19 protein-coding genes are annotated in these 20,789 nt (G+C 30.6%); 10 read left to right on the top strand and 9 right to left on the bottom strand.

Annotated elements, in window-relative coordinates; genetic code table 11:
• Positions 1 to 71: 71 nt before the first annotated feature.
• Positions 72 to 1,268, bottom strand: coding sequence for an imelysin family protein (locus V9L04_RS15940; protein ID WP_338790851.1), 1,197 nt, complete (start codon positions 1,266 to 1,268; stop codon positions 72 to 74).
• Positions 1,269 to 1,539: 271 nt separating this feature from the next.
• On the opposite strand from V9L04_RS15940, the gene hisB reads away from it, so the two are divergent.
• Positions 1,540 to 2,685, top strand: coding sequence for a bifunctional histidinol-phosphatase/imidazoleglycerol-phosphate dehydratase HisB (gene hisB / locus V9L04_RS15935; protein ID WP_338790850.1), 1,146 nt, complete (start codon positions 1,540 to 1,542; stop codon positions 2,683 to 2,685).
• 123 nt (positions 2,686 to 2,808) lie between these two features.
• Here hisB and V9L04_RS15930 read toward each other — a convergent pair whose 3' ends face one another.
• From V9L04_RS15930 to V9L04_RS15910, 5 genes are all read right to left on the bottom strand, one after another.
• Entirely contained in the window at positions 2,809 to 3,753 is a 945-nt protein-coding gene (locus V9L04_RS15930) for a mechanosensitive ion channel (protein WP_338790849.1), read from the bottom strand.
• 34 nt (positions 3,754 to 3,787) lie between these two features.
• The gene (locus V9L04_RS15925; RefSeq protein WP_338790848.1) at positions 3,788 to 4,057 is read right to left on the bottom strand and encodes a hypothetical protein; all 270 of its coding nucleotides are present in this window, start codon (positions 4,055 to 4,057) and stop codon (positions 3,788 to 3,790) included.
• Positions 4,058 to 4,173: 116 nt separating this feature from the next.
• Positions 4,174 to 5,145 (bottom strand): hypothetical protein, encoded by a 972-nt coding sequence (locus V9L04_RS15920; protein ID WP_338790847.1) that lies wholly within the window; start codon positions 5,143 to 5,145, stop codon positions 4,174 to 4,176.
• A 147-nt stretch (positions 5,146 to 5,292) separates the two neighbouring features.
• Positions 5,293 to 6,330, bottom strand: coding sequence for a PorP/SprF family type IX secretion system membrane protein (locus tag V9L04_RS15915; protein WP_338790846.1), 1,038 nt, complete (start codon positions 6,328 to 6,330; stop codon positions 5,293 to 5,295).
• A 518-nt stretch (positions 6,331 to 6,848) separates the two neighbouring features.
• Positions 6,849 to 7,127 carry a hypothetical protein gene (locus V9L04_RS15910; RefSeq protein WP_338790845.1) on the bottom strand — a complete coding sequence of 93 codons (279 nt, stop codon included), beginning with the start codon at positions 7,125 to 7,127 and terminating at the stop codon, positions 6,849 to 6,851.
• A 272-nt stretch (positions 7,128 to 7,399) separates the two neighbouring features.
• Here V9L04_RS15910 and V9L04_RS15905 point away from each other — a divergent pair, with 272 nt between their 5' ends.
• Both V9L04_RS15905 and V9L04_RS15900 read left to right on the top strand, forming a co-directional pair.
• A complete protein-coding gene (locus V9L04_RS15905; RefSeq protein ID WP_338790844.1) occupies positions 7,400 to 9,445 on the top strand; it encodes an OstA-like protein in 2,046 nt (681 codons plus the stop codon).
• Positions 9,446 to 9,603: 158 nt separating this feature from the next.
• A complete protein-coding gene (locus V9L04_RS15900) occupies positions 9,604 to 10,308 on the top strand; it encodes an SDR family oxidoreductase (protein WP_338790843.1) in 705 nt (234 codons plus the stop codon).
• 113 nt (positions 10,309 to 10,421) lie between these two features.
• Here V9L04_RS15900 and V9L04_RS15895 read toward each other — a convergent pair whose 3' ends face one another.
• On the bottom strand, positions 10,422 to 12,275 hold the full coding sequence (locus V9L04_RS15895) for a stage II sporulation protein M (protein ID WP_338790842.1): 1,854 nt from the start codon (positions 12,273 to 12,275) through the stop codon (positions 10,422 to 10,424).
• A 166-nt stretch (positions 12,276 to 12,441) separates the two neighbouring features.
• Here V9L04_RS15895 and V9L04_RS15890 point away from each other — a divergent pair, with 166 nt between their 5' ends.
• The 6 genes from V9L04_RS15890 (at position 12,442) to V9L04_RS15865 (ending at position 17,931) form a co-directional block, all read left to right on the top strand.
• Positions 12,442 to 13,200 carry an RDD family protein gene (locus V9L04_RS15890; RefSeq protein ID WP_338790841.1) on the top strand — a complete coding sequence of 253 codons (759 nt, stop codon included), beginning with the start codon at positions 12,442 to 12,444 and terminating at the stop codon, positions 13,198 to 13,200.
• A gap of 249 nt (positions 13,201 to 13,449) precedes the next feature.
• Positions 13,450 to 14,169, top strand: coding sequence for a glycosyltransferase family 2 protein (locus V9L04_RS15885; protein WP_338790840.1), 720 nt, complete (start codon positions 13,450 to 13,452; stop codon positions 14,167 to 14,169).
• Positions 14,170 to 14,297: 128 nt separating this feature from the next.
• Positions 14,298 to 15,554: an ABC transporter permease gene (locus V9L04_RS15880; protein WP_338790839.1), complete on the top strand. Its 1,257-nt coding sequence runs from the start codon at positions 14,298 to 14,300 to the stop codon at positions 15,552 to 15,554.
• A 369-nt stretch (positions 15,555 to 15,923) separates the two neighbouring features.
• Positions 15,924 to 16,751 (top strand): hypothetical protein, encoded by an 828-nt coding sequence (locus tag V9L04_RS15875; RefSeq protein ID WP_338790838.1) that lies wholly within the window; start codon positions 15,924 to 15,926, stop codon positions 16,749 to 16,751.
• A gap of 222 nt (positions 16,752 to 16,973) precedes the next feature.
• Complete coding sequence (gene greA / locus V9L04_RS15870; RefSeq protein WP_338790837.1) at positions 16,974 to 17,450, top strand: transcription elongation factor GreA; 477 nt, start codon at positions 16,974 to 16,976, stop codon at positions 17,448 to 17,450.
• 88 nt (positions 17,451 to 17,538) lie between these two features.
• A complete protein-coding gene (locus V9L04_RS15865; protein WP_338790836.1) occupies positions 17,539 to 17,931 on the top strand; it encodes an HIT family protein in 393 nt (130 codons plus the stop codon).
• Positions 17,932 to 18,044: 113 nt separating this feature from the next.
• Here the strand turns inward: V9L04_RS15865 and V9L04_RS15860 are convergent, their stop codons facing one another.
• The gene (locus V9L04_RS15860) at positions 18,045 to 18,671 is read right to left on the bottom strand and encodes a C40 family peptidase (RefSeq protein WP_338790835.1); all 627 of its coding nucleotides are present in this window, start codon (positions 18,669 to 18,671) and stop codon (positions 18,045 to 18,047) included.
• Between the two features lie 216 nt (positions 18,672 to 18,887).
• Positions 18,888 to 20,066: a 5-(carboxyamino)imidazole ribonucleotide synthase gene (locus tag V9L04_RS15855; protein WP_338790834.1), complete on the bottom strand. Its 1,179-nt coding sequence runs from the start codon at positions 20,064 to 20,066 to the stop codon at positions 18,888 to 18,890.
• Between the two features lie 208 nt (positions 20,067 to 20,274).
• Here V9L04_RS15855 and V9L04_RS15850 point away from each other — a divergent pair, with 208 nt between their 5' ends.
• Positions 20,275 to 20,688 carry a hypothetical protein gene (locus V9L04_RS15850; protein WP_338790833.1) on the top strand — a complete coding sequence of 138 codons (414 nt, stop codon included), beginning with the start codon at positions 20,275 to 20,277 and terminating at the stop codon, positions 20,686 to 20,688.
• Positions 20,689 to 20,789 lie beyond the last annotated feature (101 nt).

Raw genomic sequence — 20,789 nt, 5'->3', positions numbered from 1 at the left:
TAACCCTGTTTATTAAGTGAATTTTTCAAAGTGTAAATTTATTCATTTTATATTCCTAATAATTAAAATGATTATTCTAAAACGATATTAATTCCATACAAAGAAGCAAGTTCTAAAATCATGTCAGCTTGTTCTGTTAGAGAAGTAACACATGCTTGAAGTCTTGCACGTCCGTCTGCTTCTACCATTTCAGTTTCAAATGGATTCTGAATGGCATTTACATTTACTATTGTTTCGTTCATTTTGGCATCTAAAGCGGCTGTTTTTTCTGTATCGGCAAGCTCAAAAATATCTGAAATACTTGTTCCTGAAATAGTTGATCCATCTGTTCTTTTGTATCTACCAAAATACACATTATCAACAGCAAGCGCATTATTTACAACATCTCTATCTGTATTGTCGCTAAAACAAGAATGCTCATTTTCTCTATCTGGCTCATCTAAAGCTACAAAAATACGCTCTCCTGCAAGCTCACCTTTACTAAGCGAAGAAATTCCTACCAAAACGTCTAATAAACGAGATTTTGGATTCGAACTATTTTCAAAAGAAGCTCTGTAATTTCCTGCTGTATTAGGAGTCCACTCATTCAAAACAGTTTGTAAATGGTCTAAAAGAAGACTAGAAGCAGTCAAAAGATATGTTTTTCTACGCTCTGCATTTTCTGCTGTTGTATAATCTGTGAAAGCACGGTCTCCACCACCTGCACCTAAAGTAACATCTTGTCCCCAAAGCAAAAATTCAATAGCGTGGTATCCTGTACTGATGTTTGTTTCTCCATCTTGTTCGTTTGCATCCATCAAAGTTTGCTTATCAATAGTAGGAAAATCTGTTGGATTATTGATTATTCCTGTTGTTGCGTTACCTTCTACATAATCAATATACGATTCATCAAGAGGCCAAGCATTGATAAAACCTTCTACACCTTCATCACCATCAATTGGACCACCATAAAAACGATAAGATTCTGTTTGTCCATAAGGCTCTCTTGCTGCTATCCAAGCTGTTTTTGCTGCCTCTAAAGTAGCTTGAGAAGGACTTTGAGTAAATGCTTTAATGGCATCATCTAATAATTTTGCTGTATTATAACTATCTTCATAAGAAGCATAAACAATATTTGAATAATTAGAAAGAAAACTATTTACTTGATTTTCATCTAATTTTAATTCTGAATCCTGCTCTTCATCTTCATCATCTTTACAAGAAGAAACTAAAAAAGTGCTACAAAGTAAAACTAAAAGTAAGAGAAAAGAGGTTGTTGATTTTTTCATGGCTATGAATATTTTTTTAATAAAATGATAAGAACTAAATCACTATACTTATTTAGACTAATTCTCAATAGAGTTGCAAATGTATAATTCTATTTTTAAAAAAACAAGAATTATTTAGAATAAGTCTAAACAATTTTGTGGAAAAATTCTGTTATTTTTGTAAAAATCCAAAACAGGGTTGAAACCCTGTCCAATAAAGGAAAGCTATATTCTATTTTAAAAAATTCCTACCATACACTAAATTGTTTGAGTAATAACACAAAGAAAAACCATGAAAAAAATACTTTTCATTGATCGTGACGGAACAATCATAAAAGAACCAGCCGACGAACAAATCGACTCACTAGATAAATTAGAGTTTTTACCAGCCGTTTTGAGAAATTTATATGAACTTGCAGCCAGCAAAGAATATGAATTGGTAATGGTAACTAATCAAGATGGCTTAGGAACAGTAAGTTTTCCAGAACATACTTTTCATCCTGCACACAATAAAATGCTCAATATCTTAGAAAATGAAGGAATCATTTTTGATGAAATTTTGATTGACAAAACATTTCCTCACGAAAAATCACCAAACCGTAAACCTGAAATTGGATTAGTAAAACACTATTTAAACAACCCTGACTTTGATATTCAAAACTCTTTTGTTATTGGAGACAGATTTAGTGATATACAATTAGCTAAAAACTTAGGTTGTAAAGGAATTTTGATTGCAGAAAATGACAAAGCAATTAGTTTAAAAAATCCTGAACTGGCTTCTATTTGTGTCTTGGTAAGTGATGATTGGACAGAAATCAAAGATTTTCTTTCTACACCACAATCTAAATTTGGTTCTAGAATCGGAAAGGTAAAACGCACAACCAAAGAAACTGACATCGACATAGAAATAGATTTGGATGGAACAGGAAAAGCAGAAATAAATACAGGAATTGCTTTTTTTGACCACATGCTAGAACAAATTGCAAGACACGGAGAAGTAGATTTGAAAATCCAAACAAAAGGAGATTTACATATCGACGAACATCACACTATCGAAGATACAGCTCTCGCACTTGGAGAAGCTCTTTTAAAAGCCTTTGGAAATAAACGAGGTATTGAGCGTTATGGCTTTTGTTTACCAATGGATGAAGTTTTGGCACAGGTAGCACTTGATTTTGGAGGAAGACCTTGGTTGGTTTGGGATGCAGATTTCAAGCGAGAAAAAATTGGCGATATGCCTACCGAAATGTTTATGCACTTTTTTAAATCGCTTAGCGATACCTCAAAATCAAACATAAATATCAAAGCTGAACCAATGGACGGTGCAAACGAACACCACAAAATTGAAGCAATTTTTAAAGCCTTTGCAAAAGCTCTTAAAATGGCAAAAACACATACAGGTTCGTCTGAATTGCCTTCTACAAAAGGCGTTTTATAAGATTAAAGCAAATACACAGAATTATTATTTTACTAAACGGGTTCAGGCAAGGATGTTTGAACCCGTTTTTTGTGTACAAAAGCATAATCAAAATTCATAAAAAAAACTTATGAAACTGAACACTTAATGATTTTTCTTTTCTATTTTGTCTAATGTTTCCAAAATGGCAAGCTGTTGATTGAGTTTTTCACCTCCTTTTATTCCAAAATCTAAAGTACGAATTGGAAAAGGAATTGTAATATCATTGGCATCAAATGCTTTTTTAATGGCAATTCCAGCTCTAGTATAAGCCTTATGATAAGAAGGTTGGTCGCATCTATTTATCCAAAATCGAACAATAAAATTAACAGAACTATCTCCAAAACCATCAAAATCTATACGTACATCACTAAAATCATTCTTTGTAATATCTAAATCACGAATGGTTTCATAAAGGAGTTTTTCTACAACTTCTATATCGTCTCCATAAGATACTCCAACAGGAACATTTACTCTACGATTATTGAGTCGATTATAATTTAATAAAGGATTTTGAAAAACCTCTTTTGAAGGAATAATTACGTACTGTCCATCAAAATTTTCTATATCAATGGCTCTCAAACCTATTTTTTTTACATATCCGATGTAATCATTAGTCTGAATAAGGTCTCCTATTTGTAAAGGTTTTTGAACAGCAATAAAAATCCCTGAAATAAAATTAGTAGCCAAATCTTGAAAGGCAAAACTCAGAGCAAGACCAATAACACCAGCACCTGCAAGTAAAGAAGTAACTGTCTTATCTAGGTTCAGAACTCCCAATGCAACAAAAGTACCTACAATCATGATAACATAAAAGATAACTTGAGTAGCAAGGTCTAATATGTTTGTGTTGTCTACCCAACGAGAAAGAGCACGGTTGATACCCACCTTAATAGCTTTTGCTAAGAAATAAAATACAATTAGCACAAGTATTGCCAAGAAAAAATTAGGCAACATTGAAATTAAAGTTTCAAACCATCCAAGTAGTTTTGAAGATAAGGCTTTATAACCTTTGTGTAATAAGTCTAGTTGATTATCTAATTCTTCCATTAAAATTATTGAGAATTATTAGCTATTATCTTAATTATTTTTTACGTTTTCTACTTGCTTTCTTTGAGCGTTTAATTTGTTGTTTGGCTTCTTTTCTTCGCTGTTTATCTGACTTCACTTGAAGGTCTTTTTCTTGTTGATCCATTCTTTCTTTCAATGTTATTTCTCCAAAAATAACTTTTGGATCAGAATCTCTATAAGTAGGGCAGCTAGAGCGTTTTGAAGCACCACAACTTGAAAAAACAAGTAAAGACACAAATATAATTGAAAATAAACTATATTTTTTGAGTAAATTAATTTTCATAACAGTTGGTTTAATTTTGTAAGTAAAAATAGGAGAAAGAAAGCCTTAAAGAATTGAAAGGCAAAGATATAAATCAGAAACAAATTGGCTAAATTACTTATATAAAATACGAAGAATTATTTTTGAATCAAAATTTGAAAAGATTGCATATTCAATGGAAACTCCATCAAAACATGAAGTGTACTTAGAAAATAAAGCGTCAGTATTCCTGTTTTGAAATCATAAAAATAAATTCCTAGAGCCATAATCCAAAGCAAAATAGCTAAACTAAGACGTAATTTATTTACTTTATGCCAAGCAATTATATGTACTTTCGAAAACCAATTGAGATAATGATAGGTATAAGCAAAGGCAACAAAACGCTGAATTTTGATAGATAAAGTAGATTCAAAAATCAATTGTTTGTTAGCCTCATTAAAAACAGTACCATCAAAAAGAGCAATAAATACTTTATTGAGCATATCAAAACCACTCAAAAAATAATTAGACTTCACTTTTTCAGACAAAACAGGCAAAGAAGCTGGAACAATAGCAAAACTGATTGCACAGACAATAAAAGTAATAAAACAAATCTTTGTCCAAAAAGTAGGGTTTTTCTTAATTCCTACAAGCATAAATATTCCTGTAAAAATAAAGACATGAATAAGTGTAGGAAGAAGAAGTCCGATAAGAAATAAATAATAAAATTGATTTCGAAATAGATAAATTCCCAGAATAGATAAAAGAAGAAGAACTATTTTTTCTTTCCTCTTTTTAAGAAAAATAGCAGAAAATGCCATTATAAAGGCTAAAAAAATAAAATGAGTAGCTGATTTTGAATTCCAAAAAGGAATTACAGAACTTAGGTCAAATTCTAAACGATAGCAAATGTAACTTAGCGAAACTCCTACAGCACATATAAAAATGATAATTAGTTCTATTTTGGCAGATGAAGTGAAATATTTTTTTTCATGTAACCAAGCAAGTTCAGTCAGATAATGTAAAGCACCCAAAATAATATAACTAAATAAAAAAAGTTCGAAAGGAATCAAATATGCAACAATGCAGGAAATAAGAATCAATAAAACATGAAATTGGTCAGCTTTCAAATTTGAACAGTATTTAGAATATAAAATTAAAATAGTGAAAATGTTTGAGCTAAGAATCTATAAAAAAGAAAAATCAGACAATATAACAACTGTCTGATTTTTAATTTCTTTACAAATTTTGATTTCTATTTAACATAGAATATTTTTCTAACGATAACGTGCGCCTTTATAACGAGGTTCAGAAAAAGGATTGGGACAAGCTACATCGTCTTTTCCACCAAAGCTAAATACTAAAGAAATTTCATGTGAATTTGCTCTAGCTCCTGCAACTTCTGAAATAGACCAATCATAACTATAAGCCAATGCCCAGCCACCAAATTTCACTCCCAACATAGCTACAACAGCATCATGTTTTGGAAAATTATTAACTGATTGTTCGATAGGAAAACCTCTGTACCAAAGTCCATACAAAAGTGGTTCATACTCTCCATGTGCGCCAAGGCTCAACTGTTGAAAAGAACCTTGTTTTTTGTACATAAAGGTAGGAGTAATACTTTTACTACGATTGTCGTAACGATTTGCAAAGTCTATTTTGTATCCACCATGAAAAGATAGTTTGATAGGCAAACGGTTTTCATCTCCAATAAAACTATCAGGAGGACTATTTATATGATTGGCAGAAACTCCTACCCAAAAATTCTGACCAAAAAGAACTGCTCCTGTTGCAATATCTACATATCCAAGTTGATTACGAGCAAAACTTTCTCCTGTTGGTGTTCCTAAAAATCCTTTATCACTAAATTGGTCTGGAAAAGTAAGTCCGATAAATCCTGCACTTTTTTGCACATATCCTACTTGAAGGGCTGGCTGGACAGTAAGCCTGTCACTTAAAGGAATCATGTACGCATAAATAAGCGAAACATCTGTACTTTTATAAGGAGTTGTACCTGTACTTTGCTCGTCTACTTTGGCAATTACACCAATAGAAGAGCGAATATTTGGGAAATAATAATCAAAGCCACCTGCATAGGTAATATAATTGACATCTAAGCTAGGCCATTGATTGCGATAGTTAAGTGTCATTCTTCCTCCTTGGTGCATTCCTGCAAAAGCTGGATTGAGATAAAGAGGTGCATTATGAAATTGTGAAAACTGTAAATCTTGTGCAGTAGTTTTATGATAAAGTCCAAAGCAAGCAAATAGAACAATTACACATAAAAAATTTTTGAATAAACCTAAATTCATTGTCGTAATATAAATATGATTGAAATTTTTATAGCTGGTAGTGATATAATCAATAGTCTTATCAAAAATATAATAGTAGATAAAACGAAAACTAAATTTTATTTTAGTTAATTGAATAAACCTCATGCAAGGTAACATTTTTTATCTTTATTATAAAAAAATAACGCTTCTTAAACGTTAAAATTGCGACATTAAACAGATTATAATTCAAAAAAACACCTAAAACATTAGTTTTATTTTATATTTTTAGAAATTATAGTTAGTAAAATTTGCTTTTTAACATGGCTACAATAGATGGCATTTCACAGCTATCAGCTCCTTCAAATAGAGTATTTTATTTCTAGGGTGTAATATTTACAGAATTGAAGTTAGTATAAGATGAGTGTATGTGTGTGGATGCAGACTAAAAAGTCTAGATTTAATCTATAGGTTGAATACAGCGTAATATAAGTTTGTTTGTATTTTGCTATCGTCGGTGGGGACACCGATAATGGCAGAATTATGAATTGAACAGGGTTTTAACCCTGTTTTACATACTTACCTGTTTTTTCACGCCATTGCATGATAAGTTCGAAGGTATTGGTTGATTTTTGATAGTCCATATATCCATAAAAATTATCAAAACTAGCTCCCAAAACACTATTTAATGCTATTTTGTCTTGTTCACTAGGTTCATCAGGCAAAAATGCTTTTAAATCTTCTAAGTGATACATGCTTTCTACTTTTTTGACATCTTCTATATTCCATCGCTTGCAAAAAAGTAAATACCCATTATTTTCGTCGTTAAAATTATTCATAAGAGTCGTTTAATGTTTTGTTAAGAGTATTTTTTCTCTTACAAGTACGGACTGTTAGAAAGTAAAGTTTAGAAAAAGTGACTGTAATTCATAGTGTAGTTGATTCTTTTAGAATAAGAAATACCTGAAAAAATCCGTTAAATAGCTTTAGCAAAGATTAAGTAAATACAAAATACCATTTTTTCTAAATCAATTTATGCAACATAGAATTAAAATAGACTAACTTTGCAAATTAATTCAAAGCATTTCTAGTCGTTCAAAAAAAGGAATTTATGAGATTTTTATTTGTTACATTTTTCATTTTCTTGTTATCTTCATCAGCGTTCTTTTCGCATTCTTCTTTTGCTCAAAAAGCAACTAACAAAACCATAGAAAAAAAACCTACTTTAGAAACTATTGAAGATACAACCCAAACAATATCAAGGGTAGAACTTTTGAAAGCTGGAGTTTTGGAAGGCGATGTATTGCCAAATGGTGAAAAAATACGTATTCTGAAAAAAGATGAACGTGGACAAGTTCAGTTTAAACAGAAAAACACAATCATGTATGCCGATAGTGTTTTTCAATATATTGACAGAAATCAAATTGAAGCATTTGGAAATATTCGTTTTGTAGAACAGGACAGCCTTACTCTTACTGGCGATACACTTTATTATGATGGGTATACAAAATTAGCCAAAGTAAGAGGAAATGTAGTTTTGCAAGACCAAGAAAAAACAGTTCGAACACGAAAATTAAATTATAACCTCAAAACAAAAACAGCAGCTTATTTTGAAGGAGGAGTAGTTACAGACAAAACTTCAAGACTGACGAGTGATAGAGGCTATTATAACACAAATTCTAGAATTGCTACTTTTCGTGGAAATGTACAAGCACTTAGTCCAGACCAACAACTTATAGCTGATTCGGTAGCTTATAATACAGTTACAAAAACAATCTTTTTTGATTCAGAGGGAAAAATCATCAATAAAGATGGAACTATCAATGCTGTAAAAGGAACTCAAATAAATGCTCAAACAGGAATTTTGAAAACAGCAGAAGGTTCGAATGTAGCTACTCGCATCGAAAACCGAGATTATATTATTTCTGCTAATTTTATCGATTATGATAATTTGACAGAAAAAGGTGTTTTTAAAGAGAATGTACAGCTCTATTACAAAAAAGAAAATGTCACTATTTTTGGAGATGAAGCCTACTATGATGGGATAAAAAGCCGTTTAGATGCCTATGGAGATGCTCTTTTGGTAAAACCTTTCAAAAAGGATACCCTCTATATTGCTGCTGATACATTAATTGCAATGAATGATAGCGTAGCAGCTGAACAGCGTTTTTATGCCTACAGAAATGTCAAGATTTATAAGCAAGATTTACAGGGAATTTGTGATTCTTTAAATTATGACTTAGAAGATTCTATTATTTATTTTGATTATGACCCTGTTTTATGGAATACTGCAAATCAACTTTCAGGTACAAAAATAAAAGCAAAACTGAGAGATAATACTGTAGATTCTATGACAATTACCGATAAAGCTTTTGTTATTTCGGCTGATGTATTCGGACAATTTAATCAAATAAAAGGTCGGGATTTGCTTGCCGTTTTTGATAGTGGCTATATAAAAAGAGTAAATGTAAATGGAAATGGTGAGAGCATTTATTTTATGATAGAAGAAAAAAAAGAAGAAGAGGCTACCTTAAAAGGAATGAATTACATAAAATGTAGTAATATTATTATGAAATTTATTGCAGATAACGAGCTAGAAGAAATCCTATTTTTACAGCAACCCGAAGGGCAAGTAATTCCTCCTCAGCTTATTACTAAGAAAAACTCTGAACTAAATAATTTTAACTGGCGTATTGAAGAAAAGCCTACTTATAAAATGATTATGCAAGGCAGAAGTACAGAAGATGCTGCCAAAAACACCTATAAAGTAAAAAATATAGATGGAAAAAGAATTATAGATGGTGATTTTTTTGGGATATATTTGAGCGAAGATAAGACAAAATTAACTTATTATAATCCCAAATTACCAATAAGAAATCTAGAAAATGAGTTTTTCTTGTACGTATATCCTGAAAATAAAAAGGATTTGCCAGAAGAGTTTAAGCTCTATGGTTATGTAGTTGTTCCATTTTATAATATGGATACAGAAATTTATAAACCCAACCAGCCTTTTTATTATACTCAAGAGTTACCCAAATTTAAGATTAAAAAAATTACGACAGGACAAAAAATAAAATTAAAAGTAGATGAAGAAACAGGTGAACCAATACCAAATCGTAATCCTATACAACCTTGGAAAGAAATATATGAGTTTTAAAGTGATTAGATATGAATTTTTATTTCTTCTTTATTGTTTTGATTTTTTTCAAAAATGTTAGTTTATTCTAAAATTTAAAACAATATTATCTAGTAGTTCTTTGATTACATGTTAAACTTTAAATCAATTTATCAAAAAATTAATCATACTCATTTTTTATGCAAATCAAAGACGCAAAAGTAATTTTGACAGGTGGAAGTACAGGAATAGGTTATGCAACAGCTAAACTTCTAAAAGAACAAGGAGCAGATGTTTTTATCTGTGCTAGAAACGCAAAAGACGTACAAAAAGCTATTTCAGAATTAGGAATAAAAGGAACAACTGCTGATATTTCGAATGAAGTTGATGTCAAAAACTTATTCGAAAAAGCACTTCAAGAAATGGGAGGAATTAATGTAGTTATAAATAATGCAGGAATTGGTAGTTTTGGTGCATTGGTAGATACTTCAGTAAAAGATTTTACTAAAGTTTGGGAAGTAAATGTAAAAGGTGCTTTTATGGTAGGAAAGGAAGCTGCCAAACATTTCCAAAAAGAAAATACTGGAAATATTATAAATATTGCTTCTACAGCTTCTCAAAAAGGTTTTGCAAATGGAACAGCTTACTGTTCTAGTAAATTTGCATTGGCTGCCATGACAGAATGTTGGCGTGCAGAACTTCGTAAACACAACGTCAGAGTAATGCAAGTAAATCCTAGTGAAGTGGTGACACCCTTTTTTGATAAAGTAGGAGCTACACAAGACAAAGAAAATGAGAGCAAACTACAAGGAACTGAAATTGCTCATACTATCGTATCTTTACTTTCTATGAATGATGTTGGTTTTATTACTGATGCCACAGTTTGGGCTACAAATCCTAAGTAAAGAGATAAATAGATAGAGATTATAAATACTAAAAACACCTTCAAATCTTATAAATTTGAAGGTGTTTTTGTTTTTTTGCTGTTGTCGGTGTCCCACCGACGACATATAATGTTCTATTCCTCTACTTTGATGGCTTCAATACGTTGTTTGAGTGTGGTATTTTCAGCACGTTCCATCACACTAAAATACTGCATTCCGATAGAATAAATAAATAAAGGAACAATGAGAAACATACCTGTAATCAGACTAGCAAAATAAAATACTTGTACAATCTTGAGGGCAAACGTTTCACCTTCCAAAAAGTGCATCTCCAAAACTCCAATAAAGAAACCACTCAAAGGAGAATTGATAAGAACATAATAAACAGAGCCTACCAAAAGAGTAATTGCCATCATCATAAAACTATCGATTGGTTGAAAGAAAAATAGTTTTACTGCTTTTCCGAAGGCTTTAAAAGGATTATTTGTTTGGGTCGTCCAAGTAAATAACCAAAAAAGTAATAGTGGCGTAACTAGTAAAGCAACAAAAATCATGTACGGACTAGAAAAAATAATAACTTTTACCAAAAGAACAGCTAAAAATGATTTGTAACCATTTTTGAGCAGAAAATTACCAAAACCTTTAACAGACCACTCTATCTTTCTAGATTCCTGAGTGACCGTTTCAGAGAAAAAATAATAAGGAAAGGTAATGCCAAGTGTCCAAATTAATGTATGTGCTATCACGAAGGGAATACTTTGAATATAATTTCCTGTTACGATTAATAAATAATATTTCTCCATCTTATATTCCAAATCACGAGGAAAATCAAAATTTGAAATATCTTTAAAAACTAAAAGATACATCATAATAGCCAAAGGAAATAACATCACAACACATAGATTAAAAATAGGAACAAAATGTCTTCTATGAATCATCATTGACTCTGTCAGAATATTACCTAATGTTCGTATCTGAAAAAGCTCAAATTCACTGTCTTCACTTGTTTCGGGAAGTTTCTGAACAGGTAATGTTATTTTTTTAGTCTTTACCAAAATATATGGATAAATCACAAAATAACCTACCATAAAAAGAAGCGAAACCAAAATAAGTGTTCCACGAATAATCAATGGCATATCAGTATAACGAGTCAGAAAACTCTCAATAAATCCAGCCAAAATAATCACAGGAACGAGTCCTACCATTACTTTCATTCCACGTCTTGCACTAATCTGAAAAGATTCTAATCTACTGAGTGTACCTGGAAAAAGCAGCCCTTTTCCCATCGTAATTCCTGCTGCTGTAGCAATAACAATCGATGAAATTTCAAGTGTTCCGTGTAACCAAATCGCAAACATGGAATCTATCAAAACATCCTTTTCATAGAAAAAATATTGAAAAGACCCTACCATTATTCCATTATAAATAGATACAAAAATACTTCCTATACAAAAGAGTGCGCCCATAACAAAACTCATAAAAGCAACTCTCAAATTATTAAACGTAATCCGAAAAAACATACTTATCTCATCACTCCCTTTATAAACAGCCATTGGGTCTCCATTGGCAATATTCTCCTCTGTCATTTGCACATAACTTTCTCCTAAAATAACATTTACAAAATCAGGGTCTTGTACAGTAGAAAAAATACCAATCAGTAAAGCACCAAAGAAAATAAGAAAAGCAACTAAAAGGTCTTTTCGAATCATATACATGGTGGCAGGCAAATCAGTTGTCCAAAAATCTAGGAGTTTTTGCCACCTAACCCGTTTATTTTTATAAACATCTCTAAATATTTGTTGAGCAATTCCGTTGAGATATAAACGCACCGAACGATTAGGGTAAAATGTACGTGCATAAGAAAGGTCATCTGTAATTTCGACAAAAGATTCACTAAGTTTGTCTGGATTACGTTGTTTTTCTTTGAGTAATTGCTCAAAGTCTTGCCATTTTTCCTTATTTTGTTCTATAAAAGTATTTTCTCTCATTTTTTATGAATTTTATAAAATTGCTCTGCCAATTATTTTGTCATCATTTTTTATATAATAAACTACAAAATACTAATTATTTTACTAATTTGTAAGCTAAAACTTTTATTTGTTCTAAGAAATTTAAAATATAAGGTTAGATAATAAAAAAATACTCTGTAAATATATGAAAACCATTTCTATTCGCACTTCTCAAAACGTAACTATTGAATACGAATTACCTTCTACCGTTCAGCGTATCATTGCTTGGGTTATAGATTTGGCTATTCTTATTCTAGTAAATATTGTCTTGTATCTATTATTTAGTTGGTTACTTTATGTTGTTGGTTGGTCGGAAAAAGCATACACTTTTTTTAGTTTTCTGATTATTTTACCTATATGGCTTTTTTATTCGCTCTTTTGTGAAATTATTTTTAATGGACAAAGTATTGGCAAACGAGCAATGGGAATTCGTGTAGTAAAGCTAAATGGTGATATTCCTTCTCTTTCCGATTACTTTATGCGTTGGGCATTCAGAATGGTAGATATAGTTTTTTCCTCAGGTGCTTTAGCTGTTTTGTTGGTTACAGGAACTGAAAAAGGACAGCGTTTGGGAGATATTTTGGCAGGAACAACAGTTATTAAAGTAAAATCTACTCAACATGTAAATATGAAAGAATTACTTAATATTCGTTCTTTTAGAAACTATGAACCTACTTATGAGCGTGTTACAGTGTTTTCAGAGGAGGATATGCTTGCCATCAAAACAATTCTAAATCGTGCAAGTCGTTTTCCAAAACAAAAAGAAACCTATAAATTACTTCAAAAAACAGCTCTTTTAGCTGCCCAAAAACTAGATGTTCCACAAGAAAAATTTTCAAGTCCACAACAAACTAAACAGTTTTTACATACTGTATTACAGGATTATATTGTTTTGACAAGGTAGTAAACTGTCTCAAAAATCATCTACTACTCTATTTTTTTCCTCAACAACGGCAACATCTCTTTGGAATATAAAATGAATAAATTTATACTTTGAAAAATTCACGCATTAATAAACAGGATTAAAATTCTGTTTTTATAGATAGCTAAAAATGTAAATTTATTTTTTTAGTCTTCCTTTGCCAATTCAAAAATAAGGAAAAGCAACCATTGTTATAGTAATATCCACATAAAACACCTCTTAATTAACTTTATGCACATAAACACCCTTTCTATAATTATCCCTACCTATAATGAAGAAAGAACAATTATAGCATTACTGAATAAAGTTAAGGATGTAATTTTGATAAATAATATTCAAAAAGAAATAATTATAGTAAATGACTGTTCGACTGACAATACTGAACTAGCAGTAAAAAAATATACTACAGAAAATCCTGATTTGTCTATTTCTTATTTTGTCCACAATATCAATAAAGGCAAAGGTGCAGCCTTACGAACAGGAATACATAAAGCAGCAGGCGAATATCTAATTATTCAAGATGCTGACCTAGAATATGCTCCACAGGAATATAATATTTTGTTACAACCTATCATTGATGATTTTGCAGATGTAGTATATGGTTCTAGATTTATGAATGATAAATCTAAAGGGTTTGTTTTCTGTTGGCACACACTAGGGAATAAATTTTTAACTTTTTTATCGAATCTGTTTACTAATCTCAACTTAACAGATATGGAAACCTGTTATAAAATTTTTAATACTAAAATGATTCAATCTATAAAATTAGAAGAAAATAGTTTTGGTTTTGAACCTGAAATAACTGCTAAAATCTCTAAATTATATGGAATAAGAATTTATGAAGTAGCTATCTCTTACCATAGAAGAACTTATAAAGAAGGAAAAAAAATAAACTGGAAAGATGGATTTAGAGCTATTTATTGCATCTTAAAATATAATTTAATCAAATAAATCTGTTATTAATCTCCTTATAAAAAATCAAATTTCCCAAATTTTTGTAATAAATCCAATTTATTCAAACTAATAGAATAATCTCTTAGTAATAGTAGTATCTACCAAAAAATAGTTTTGAATAATTTATGAATTTAGCTCAAAATACTGCCGAAGCTCTACGTGCTACTCGTGATAATTGGTTGCGTTCTCTTCTTACAATTTCTCTTATTGCTATCGGAATTACTGCTCTAGTAGGTATTTTGACAGCTATTGATGCTATCGAACAAAATATTACTGCTGGTCTCTCAGATTTGGGAGCTAATTCTTTTGATGTAAAAGATAAAAATAATAGCATGCGCTCTCGTCGTCGTGGCGTAGTAGAAAAAATAGAAAGTCCATTGAAATATAATGAAGTAATGGCATTTGAAAAACGTTTTAGTGAAAGTGTAAGTTCAGAAGATGCCGTTACTATTTATACAAGAGTAAGTTTTGGAACAGAAGTAAAATATCAATCCGAAAAAACAAACCCAAACTCTTCAGTTGTTGGTATTGATGAAAACTATAACTTAGTAAATGGATTTGAGATTAAGGAAGGTAGAAATTTTACTTCAATAGACATTCAACGAGGAAGTCAATTTGCCATTATCGGAAAAGAAATAAATGAAACTCTTTTTAAAGGAAACTCACCTATCGGAAAGCGTATTTTAGTAAAAGGATATGGCTTTACAGTTATTGGTCTTTTGGAAGAAGAAGGAGGAATAGGAAGCTCTTCAAGTACAGATAGAAGTGTTTTGATTCCTCTACCTATGGCAAATATTTTGGGAAATGACAGACAACTTTCCTACACCATCACAATTGGTGTAAAAAATCCTGCTCAAACAGAAGCACTCATGGGAGAAGCTACAGGACTTATGAGAATAATTAGAGGAGACAAACTTACTCAAAATTCCTCTTTTGAAGTTTCTAGTAGTGAATCGCTGTCTTCTTCTTTAGGAGAAACTACAGGAATATTGCGTTTGGGAGGAGCTGGAATAGGATTCTTAACCTTACTAGGGGCATCTATTGGACTAATGAATATTATGCTTGTTTCGGTGACAGAACGAACACGAGAAATCGGAATCAGAAAAGCAATTGGAGCTTCTGCCAAACAGATAAGAAGGCAATTTTTAATTGAAGCAATCGTTATTTGCTTACTGGGTGGATTATTTGGCATTTTTTTGGGTATTGGATTAGGTAATGGAGTCGCCAAACTTATAGGAAGTGCAGATGCTCAGTTTGTTATTCCTTGGCTTTGGATGATTGTCGGAATCATTATTTGTATTTTTGTTGGATTAGCTGCTGGAGTTTATCCTGCTTATAAAGCTTCTAATTTAGATCCTATTGAGTCTTTGCGTTACGAATAAAACAAAACAAATTATAAATGGTTGACTATAAATAATAAATTTACCTTCTGTTGTTTTGCTTTTTTAACAAAAATATGCCTTATTACAGTTGAACTATAATAAGTGGTTGATAGAGTTAGGATTTGTAGTATATAAAATAAAATGTTTTATAATTTTTTTATAATTAATAAAATATAATTATTTTGTTATAAATATTCACTTACAACCAATAATTAATTATTTACACTTATTTTTTATCCTACATAAAAAACAATATTTTTGTGGGAACTATCATCTCAAACTTTTTTGTTTGATAGGTTCTTAAAATAATTTTAAAGTTATACTCACAAATATATTAGCACACTAAATTTTACCTTTATTTTTTACTAAATGAAAACTACAAAATATTTATTCTTTTTATCTTTAATTGGTCTTTTATTTTTTTGTAATGGATATGTTTGGGCTACCTCCCTTTCCACACTAAAAGGCACAAAATGGTATTTGGAAAGAATGACAGAACAAGATACAAGTGTTTCTTCCAAAATTACCTCTAAGTTATTCAAACAAGGTGCTCAACAAATCTCATTTGAAAAAAATGGAAAATATGATGCACGAAATTTATTAGGTTTAGATAGCTTAAAAGGCTTTTTTATAGAAACAAACCATACGTTAGTTTTGAGTAATGAAGCTGGCAATGCCTATTATTGGGTGTTTGAGTTTCAGAACAAAACATCTGATTCTCTAACTGTACAGTTTGTAAACTATTCGGCAAAGCCTTCTATCATTAACCTTACCTTTAAGCCAATGACAAAACAGCTTGAAGAAATAGTGTTGATGCAAAATAATCAACCTAAATATGCTGATTTTAAAGGAGATTGGGAATGGAACTTTGATGGTAAAAAAGTATTGATTCAACTCAATCAAGTTGGGAAAGAAGTTTTAGGAACACATTGTTACGGAGTAGATTGTCAATATAACTATTCACTTTCTGGTACAGTAGAAGCTGATACAGCCACTCTACAAGTAAAAGACCGTAATACATTAGAAATTTTGGGTGTAGCTAAACTTATTCGTTTGTCTGATGGAACATTAAGTTGGAGATTGGACAAAAATGAAAAAGGAAAAATTGTAACTGTAGAGAAAATACAACTCAATCAACCCAAATCAACTATAAATAATAAGGAAAAAACAAAGACAGATGACCCAAAAAAAATGTAATTACCTAAGTAGTAAATTACATCAATTTCAATGTGTTTTTTGTATCTTTGTAATTACAGAAAATTAAAATAGAAATTAGCAAAATACGTATAATCATAAAAGGTTCACGCCAAACTTCTCATAGATTTGGTGTGTTCTTTTTTTTGATAAAAATTCCTTTACAACTATAAAAGGAAGTACATCATACAATTTGACAACAATAACTTATAACATTTCAGAATTATGGCAAACATATCATATTTTACAAAAGAAAAATACGACGAATTACAACAAGAACTTTTATATCTTAAAACAAAAGGAAGAGCAAATATTGCTGAAGAAATTTCAGAAGCTAGAGACAAAGGAGACTTGAGAGAAAATGCAGAATATGATGCAGCAAAAGATGCACAAGGAATGCTAGAAATGAAAATATCAAAACTAGAAACAACAATTAGTAATGCTCGTATTCTTGACGAGTCTCAAATTGATATTTCAAAAGTTTCTATTCTTTCAAAAGTAAAAATTAGAAATTCGGCTAATAAAAAACTAGTTTTACAATATACTCTTGTAGCAGAAGAAGAATCAGACTTAAAACAAAACAAAATTTCTGTTTTATCTCCTATCGGAAAAGGACTTTTAGGTAAAAAAGTAGGCGAAACAGCAGAGATAGATGCTCCAAGAGGAAAAATGAAATTTGAAATTCTAGAAATTACACGATAAAAACATAGGTGATAAGTTGTGAGTTATAAGTGATAAATGAATTCACAATGAACTTACAATTTACCACTTACAACCTATAACTTAACTTATGTCTATTTTCACAAAAATCATCAACGGAGAAATTCCTTCTTATAAAATTTTGGAAGACGAAAAACATCTTGCTTTTTTAGATGTTCGTCCCTTGAAAGAAGGACACGTTTTGTGTGTTCCAAAAAAAGAAAACGATTATATTTTTGATCTAGCCGATTCAGAACTTTCTGAATTAATGCTTTTTTCGAAAAAAGTTGCTCTAGCAATGAAAAAATCTATTTCTTGTAATCGTATTGGAGTTGCTGTTATTGGTTTAGAAGTTCCACATACACATGTTCATTTAGTTCCAATTAATGAAATTTCAGATTTAGATTTTTCAAAAAAACGACCAGAATTTAGTCAAGAAGATTTTCAAAATACAGCAGAAAAGATTCGTCAGAATTTGGCATAATTACATAATCAATTTCAATATTTGACACAAAAAATGCCTTACTTCAAATTAATGGAATAAGGCATTTTTTTATGTATTATTGATGAGCTTATAAGAATAAGCTAGATAATTTTCTAGTTTTTTGGAGAAACTCTACGGATAGAACGGAAACGTTTAGCATAATGACCACTTCCATCTTTTGAAAGTGTACTATATGCTACTGAATATTTTTTTCCAGAAGTAGCATGAATAAACTTTATAGGCTCATCTGGATTGTTTTCTACTACAATTCCAACGTGTCCCGTACGATCAATGCTTGGGTCTGTTCCTGTAAAACAAATAATATCTCCTTCTTTTGCATTTTCTAACGTAATTGTTTTACCTACATTGTCGTACATTCTTGAAGAAGCAGGAAGAGCAATATCATGATTTTTGAATACATAATAAACAAATCCTGAACAGTCAAAACCTTTTGGTGACTTGCCTGCATAAACATAAGGAACACCTTCCAAAGCAGTAGCTGTTTCTAAAACAGAAGCTACAAACTCGTTTCTCTCTGAGTTAGTATCTTCTTTTTCCTTGCTGTTATCTTTCTCTACCCTTTTTTCTGTAATTTTACCTTCTCCAATAGCAGAAGCATCAGAAACTGAAAAAACCTTTCCTTCATTCTTGTTTACATTCTCATTTTGAGAAAAAGCTGCACAGCCAAAAACTGAAACAAGTAATAAAGACGATAAAATATAATTGCGAATAGTAGTCATAGGAAAATATTTTTAGTGAGTATTCAAAACAAAATTAATAGTAGTAGTAAAATAAGTAAACTTTGTTTTGTATAAAATATACTATAAATAATTCAATTACCTTGCCAAAAACAGTGTTTATTAGAATCATTCCAAATAAAACATAACTTTAACACTAAGAAATATAATTTTATTAATTTAATTGATATTTTCTTGAAACCTAAAATCAAATTTGGTTTATCTAGTAATCACACGAATACTGCCTTTGACTTTATCAATTTTTTCCTTTAATGATTCAATATCATTTCCCAAAATGGTAATATGTCCCATTTTTCGTGCTGGTTTTGTTATTTTTTTTCCATAGATATGAGGATATACATTTTCCAAATCCAGTAATTTATCTAATCCTTCATAGAATGGCTTCCCTGTATGATTTTCTTCTCCTATCAAATTAAGGATTGCTGCCGAGCTTCGAAGCGTCGTTTTTCCTAAAGGAAGATTCATAATTGAGCGTAAATGTTGAGCATATTGTGAAGTAGTAGAGGCTTCTATAGTATGATGTCCACTATTATGAGGGCGTGGCGCAACTTCATTAACTAAAATAGCTCCTTGTTGGTCATTATTTTTTGGAATAAATAATTCAACAGCCAAAAGACCAACCATTCCATCTATACCTTCTTTATTACCTAGTTTTTCAATAACTTCTCTAGCCAAGCGAACAGATTCTTCTTTTTGGCTTTCTGTAATATTTGCAGGTGCTAACAAATAATCTAGCAAATTATATTTTTCATTTACAACCATTTCGACAGCATCAAAAACAGCTATTTCGCCTTTTTCATTTCTTGCCACAATTACTGAAATTTCTTTCTCAATATCGACTTTTTCTTCTAAAAGCGACGGAGCATCAAAACCATTTTGCTTTGCATCTTCTAGGTTTTTCAGAATCTGAACACCTTTTCCATCATAGCCATCTTTTCCTAATTTTTGAACAATAGGAAATTTGTCTTGATTTTTACTTAAATAATTTATCAATTCTTCTTTATCGTCAATCAAAACAAAATCAGAAGTAGGAATTTGATTATCCTTATAAAATTGTTTTTGCAATCTTTTATCTTGAATCAAACGAATAATAGCTGATTGAGGAAAAACTTTTTTACCTTCTTTTTCTAACTGCTCAAGCGCATCAGCCGAAACTTTTTCAATTTCTATGGAAATAATGTCCATTTTTCTACCAAAATCTAAAACATCTTGGTAGTCTATAATATTTCCTTTATGAAAATTTCTTGAAACAGTCGAACAAGGTGCATCTGAATCATTTTCTAAAAAATGTAATTCAATGTCTAAATCAATGGCTGGCGAAATCAACATTCTGCCAAGTTGTCCACCTCCTAAAATTCCTACTTTTTTCTGTTGCATAACTAATTTAATTATAAGACATTTTTTAAAAACTCTACATTATCTCTACATAATTTTACAGTTTCACATCGTTTTAAATTGAGTAGAGTTGTGTAATTTTACAGTTCAAAACTACTGATTATTTAATAGAAAAAGTAGTCCTTATAAAAATGATAAAGAACAAGAAAATAGCCATTTAAAAATAACTAGTTTAAAATCAATTGCAACTATGGAAAATTCAATCATTTATACAGATTCTCACGTAGAAATTCATTTTGAGAATGAAAAAAAATATTTACGTTGCCATTGGCGTGGAACTGTTCTGACAGAAGAAGCTCTATCTGCTTACAAAACAGGTTTAAAGTTTATGCGAAAAAATCAAGTTTTGATGTGGGTAGATGATTTTACAAAAATAAATCTTCCTCCTGAAGAAACGCTCATGTATATTGAACATATGTGGTATCCTGATGCAGAGGAGTATGGTCTACAAAAACACGCTTTCTTAGTAGAAAAAATGGGTTTTGAAACGAGTGTGTTTGAAGATGCTGTTGTGATGGCAAACAGAAAAACAAAAATTAAAGTAAAATTCTTTACAGAAATACAAGAGGTTGAAAATTGGTTAGCTACTACACAAATAGATTAAGAAATTCCAAACAAAAAAAGGATTCAGAAAGTTAGATTTTAGAGTTTTGTTTGATTTTTGATAGTAAAAGATTAAACAATATAACATCTGCATAAAGATAA

Source organism: Bernardetia sp. MNP-M8 (assembly GCF_037126285.1).
Taxonomy (GTDB): Bacteria; Bacteroidota; Bacteroidia; order Cytophagales; family Bernardetiaceae; genus Bernardetia.
This window is presented reverse-complemented; position numbering and strand designations above follow the sequence as displayed.

What these genes read in the sequence shown, in the direction of transcription:
- V9L04_RS15940 (WP_338790851.1), bottom strand. Translation starts at nt 1,268, where the DNA reads ATGAAAAAATCAACAACCTCTTTTCTCTTACTTTTAGTTTTACTTTGT.
- hisB (WP_338790850.1), top strand. Translation starts at nt 1,540, where the DNA reads ATGAAAAAAATACTTTTCATTGATCGTGACGGAACAATCATAAAAGAA.
- V9L04_RS15930 (WP_338790849.1), bottom strand. Translation starts at nt 3,753, where the DNA reads ATGGAAGAATTAGATAATCAACTAGACTTATTACACAAAGGTTATAAA.
- V9L04_RS15925 (WP_338790848.1), bottom strand. Translation starts at nt 4,057, where the DNA reads ATGAAAATTAATTTACTCAAAAAATATAGTTTATTTTCAATTATATTT.
- V9L04_RS15915 (WP_338790846.1), bottom strand. Translation starts at nt 6,330, where the DNA reads ATGAATTTAGGTTTATTCAAAAATTTTTTATGTGTAATTGTTCTATTT.
- V9L04_RS15910 (WP_338790845.1), bottom strand. Translation starts at nt 7,127, where the DNA reads ATGAATAATTTTAACGACGAAAATAATGGGTATTTACTTTTTTGCAAG.
- V9L04_RS15905 (WP_338790844.1), top strand. Translation starts at nt 7,400, where the DNA reads ATGAGATTTTTATTTGTTACATTTTTCATTTTCTTGTTATCTTCATCA.
- V9L04_RS15900 (WP_338790843.1), top strand. Translation starts at nt 9,604, where the DNA reads ATGCAAATCAAAGACGCAAAAGTAATTTTGACAGGTGGAAGTACAGGA.
- V9L04_RS15895 (WP_338790842.1), bottom strand. Translation starts at nt 12,275, where the DNA reads ATGAGAGAAAATACTTTTATAGAACAAAATAAGGAAAAATGGCAAGAC.
- V9L04_RS15890 (WP_338790841.1), top strand. Translation starts at nt 12,442, where the DNA reads ATGAAAACCATTTCTATTCGCACTTCTCAAAACGTAACTATTGAATAC.
- V9L04_RS15885 (WP_338790840.1), top strand. Translation starts at nt 13,450, where the DNA reads ATGCACATAAACACCCTTTCTATAATTATCCCTACCTATAATGAAGAA.
- V9L04_RS15880 (WP_338790839.1), top strand. Translation starts at nt 14,298, where the DNA reads ATGAATTTAGCTCAAAATACTGCCGAAGCTCTACGTGCTACTCGTGAT.
- V9L04_RS15875 (WP_338790838.1), top strand. Translation starts at nt 15,924, where the DNA reads ATGAAAACTACAAAATATTTATTCTTTTTATCTTTAATTGGTCTTTTA.
- greA (WP_338790837.1), top strand. Translation starts at nt 16,974, where the DNA reads ATGGCAAACATATCATATTTTACAAAAGAAAAATACGACGAATTACAA.
- V9L04_RS15865 (WP_338790836.1), top strand. Translation starts at nt 17,539, where the DNA reads ATGTCTATTTTCACAAAAATCATCAACGGAGAAATTCCTTCTTATAAA.
- V9L04_RS15860 (WP_338790835.1), bottom strand. Translation starts at nt 18,671, where the DNA reads ATGACTACTATTCGCAATTATATTTTATCGTCTTTATTACTTGTTTCA.
- V9L04_RS15855 (WP_338790834.1), bottom strand. Translation starts at nt 20,066, where the DNA reads ATGCAACAGAAAAAAGTAGGAATTTTAGGAGGTGGACAACTTGGCAGA.
- V9L04_RS15850 (WP_338790833.1), top strand. Translation starts at nt 20,275, where the DNA reads ATGGAAAATTCAATCATTTATACAGATTCTCACGTAGAAATTCATTTT.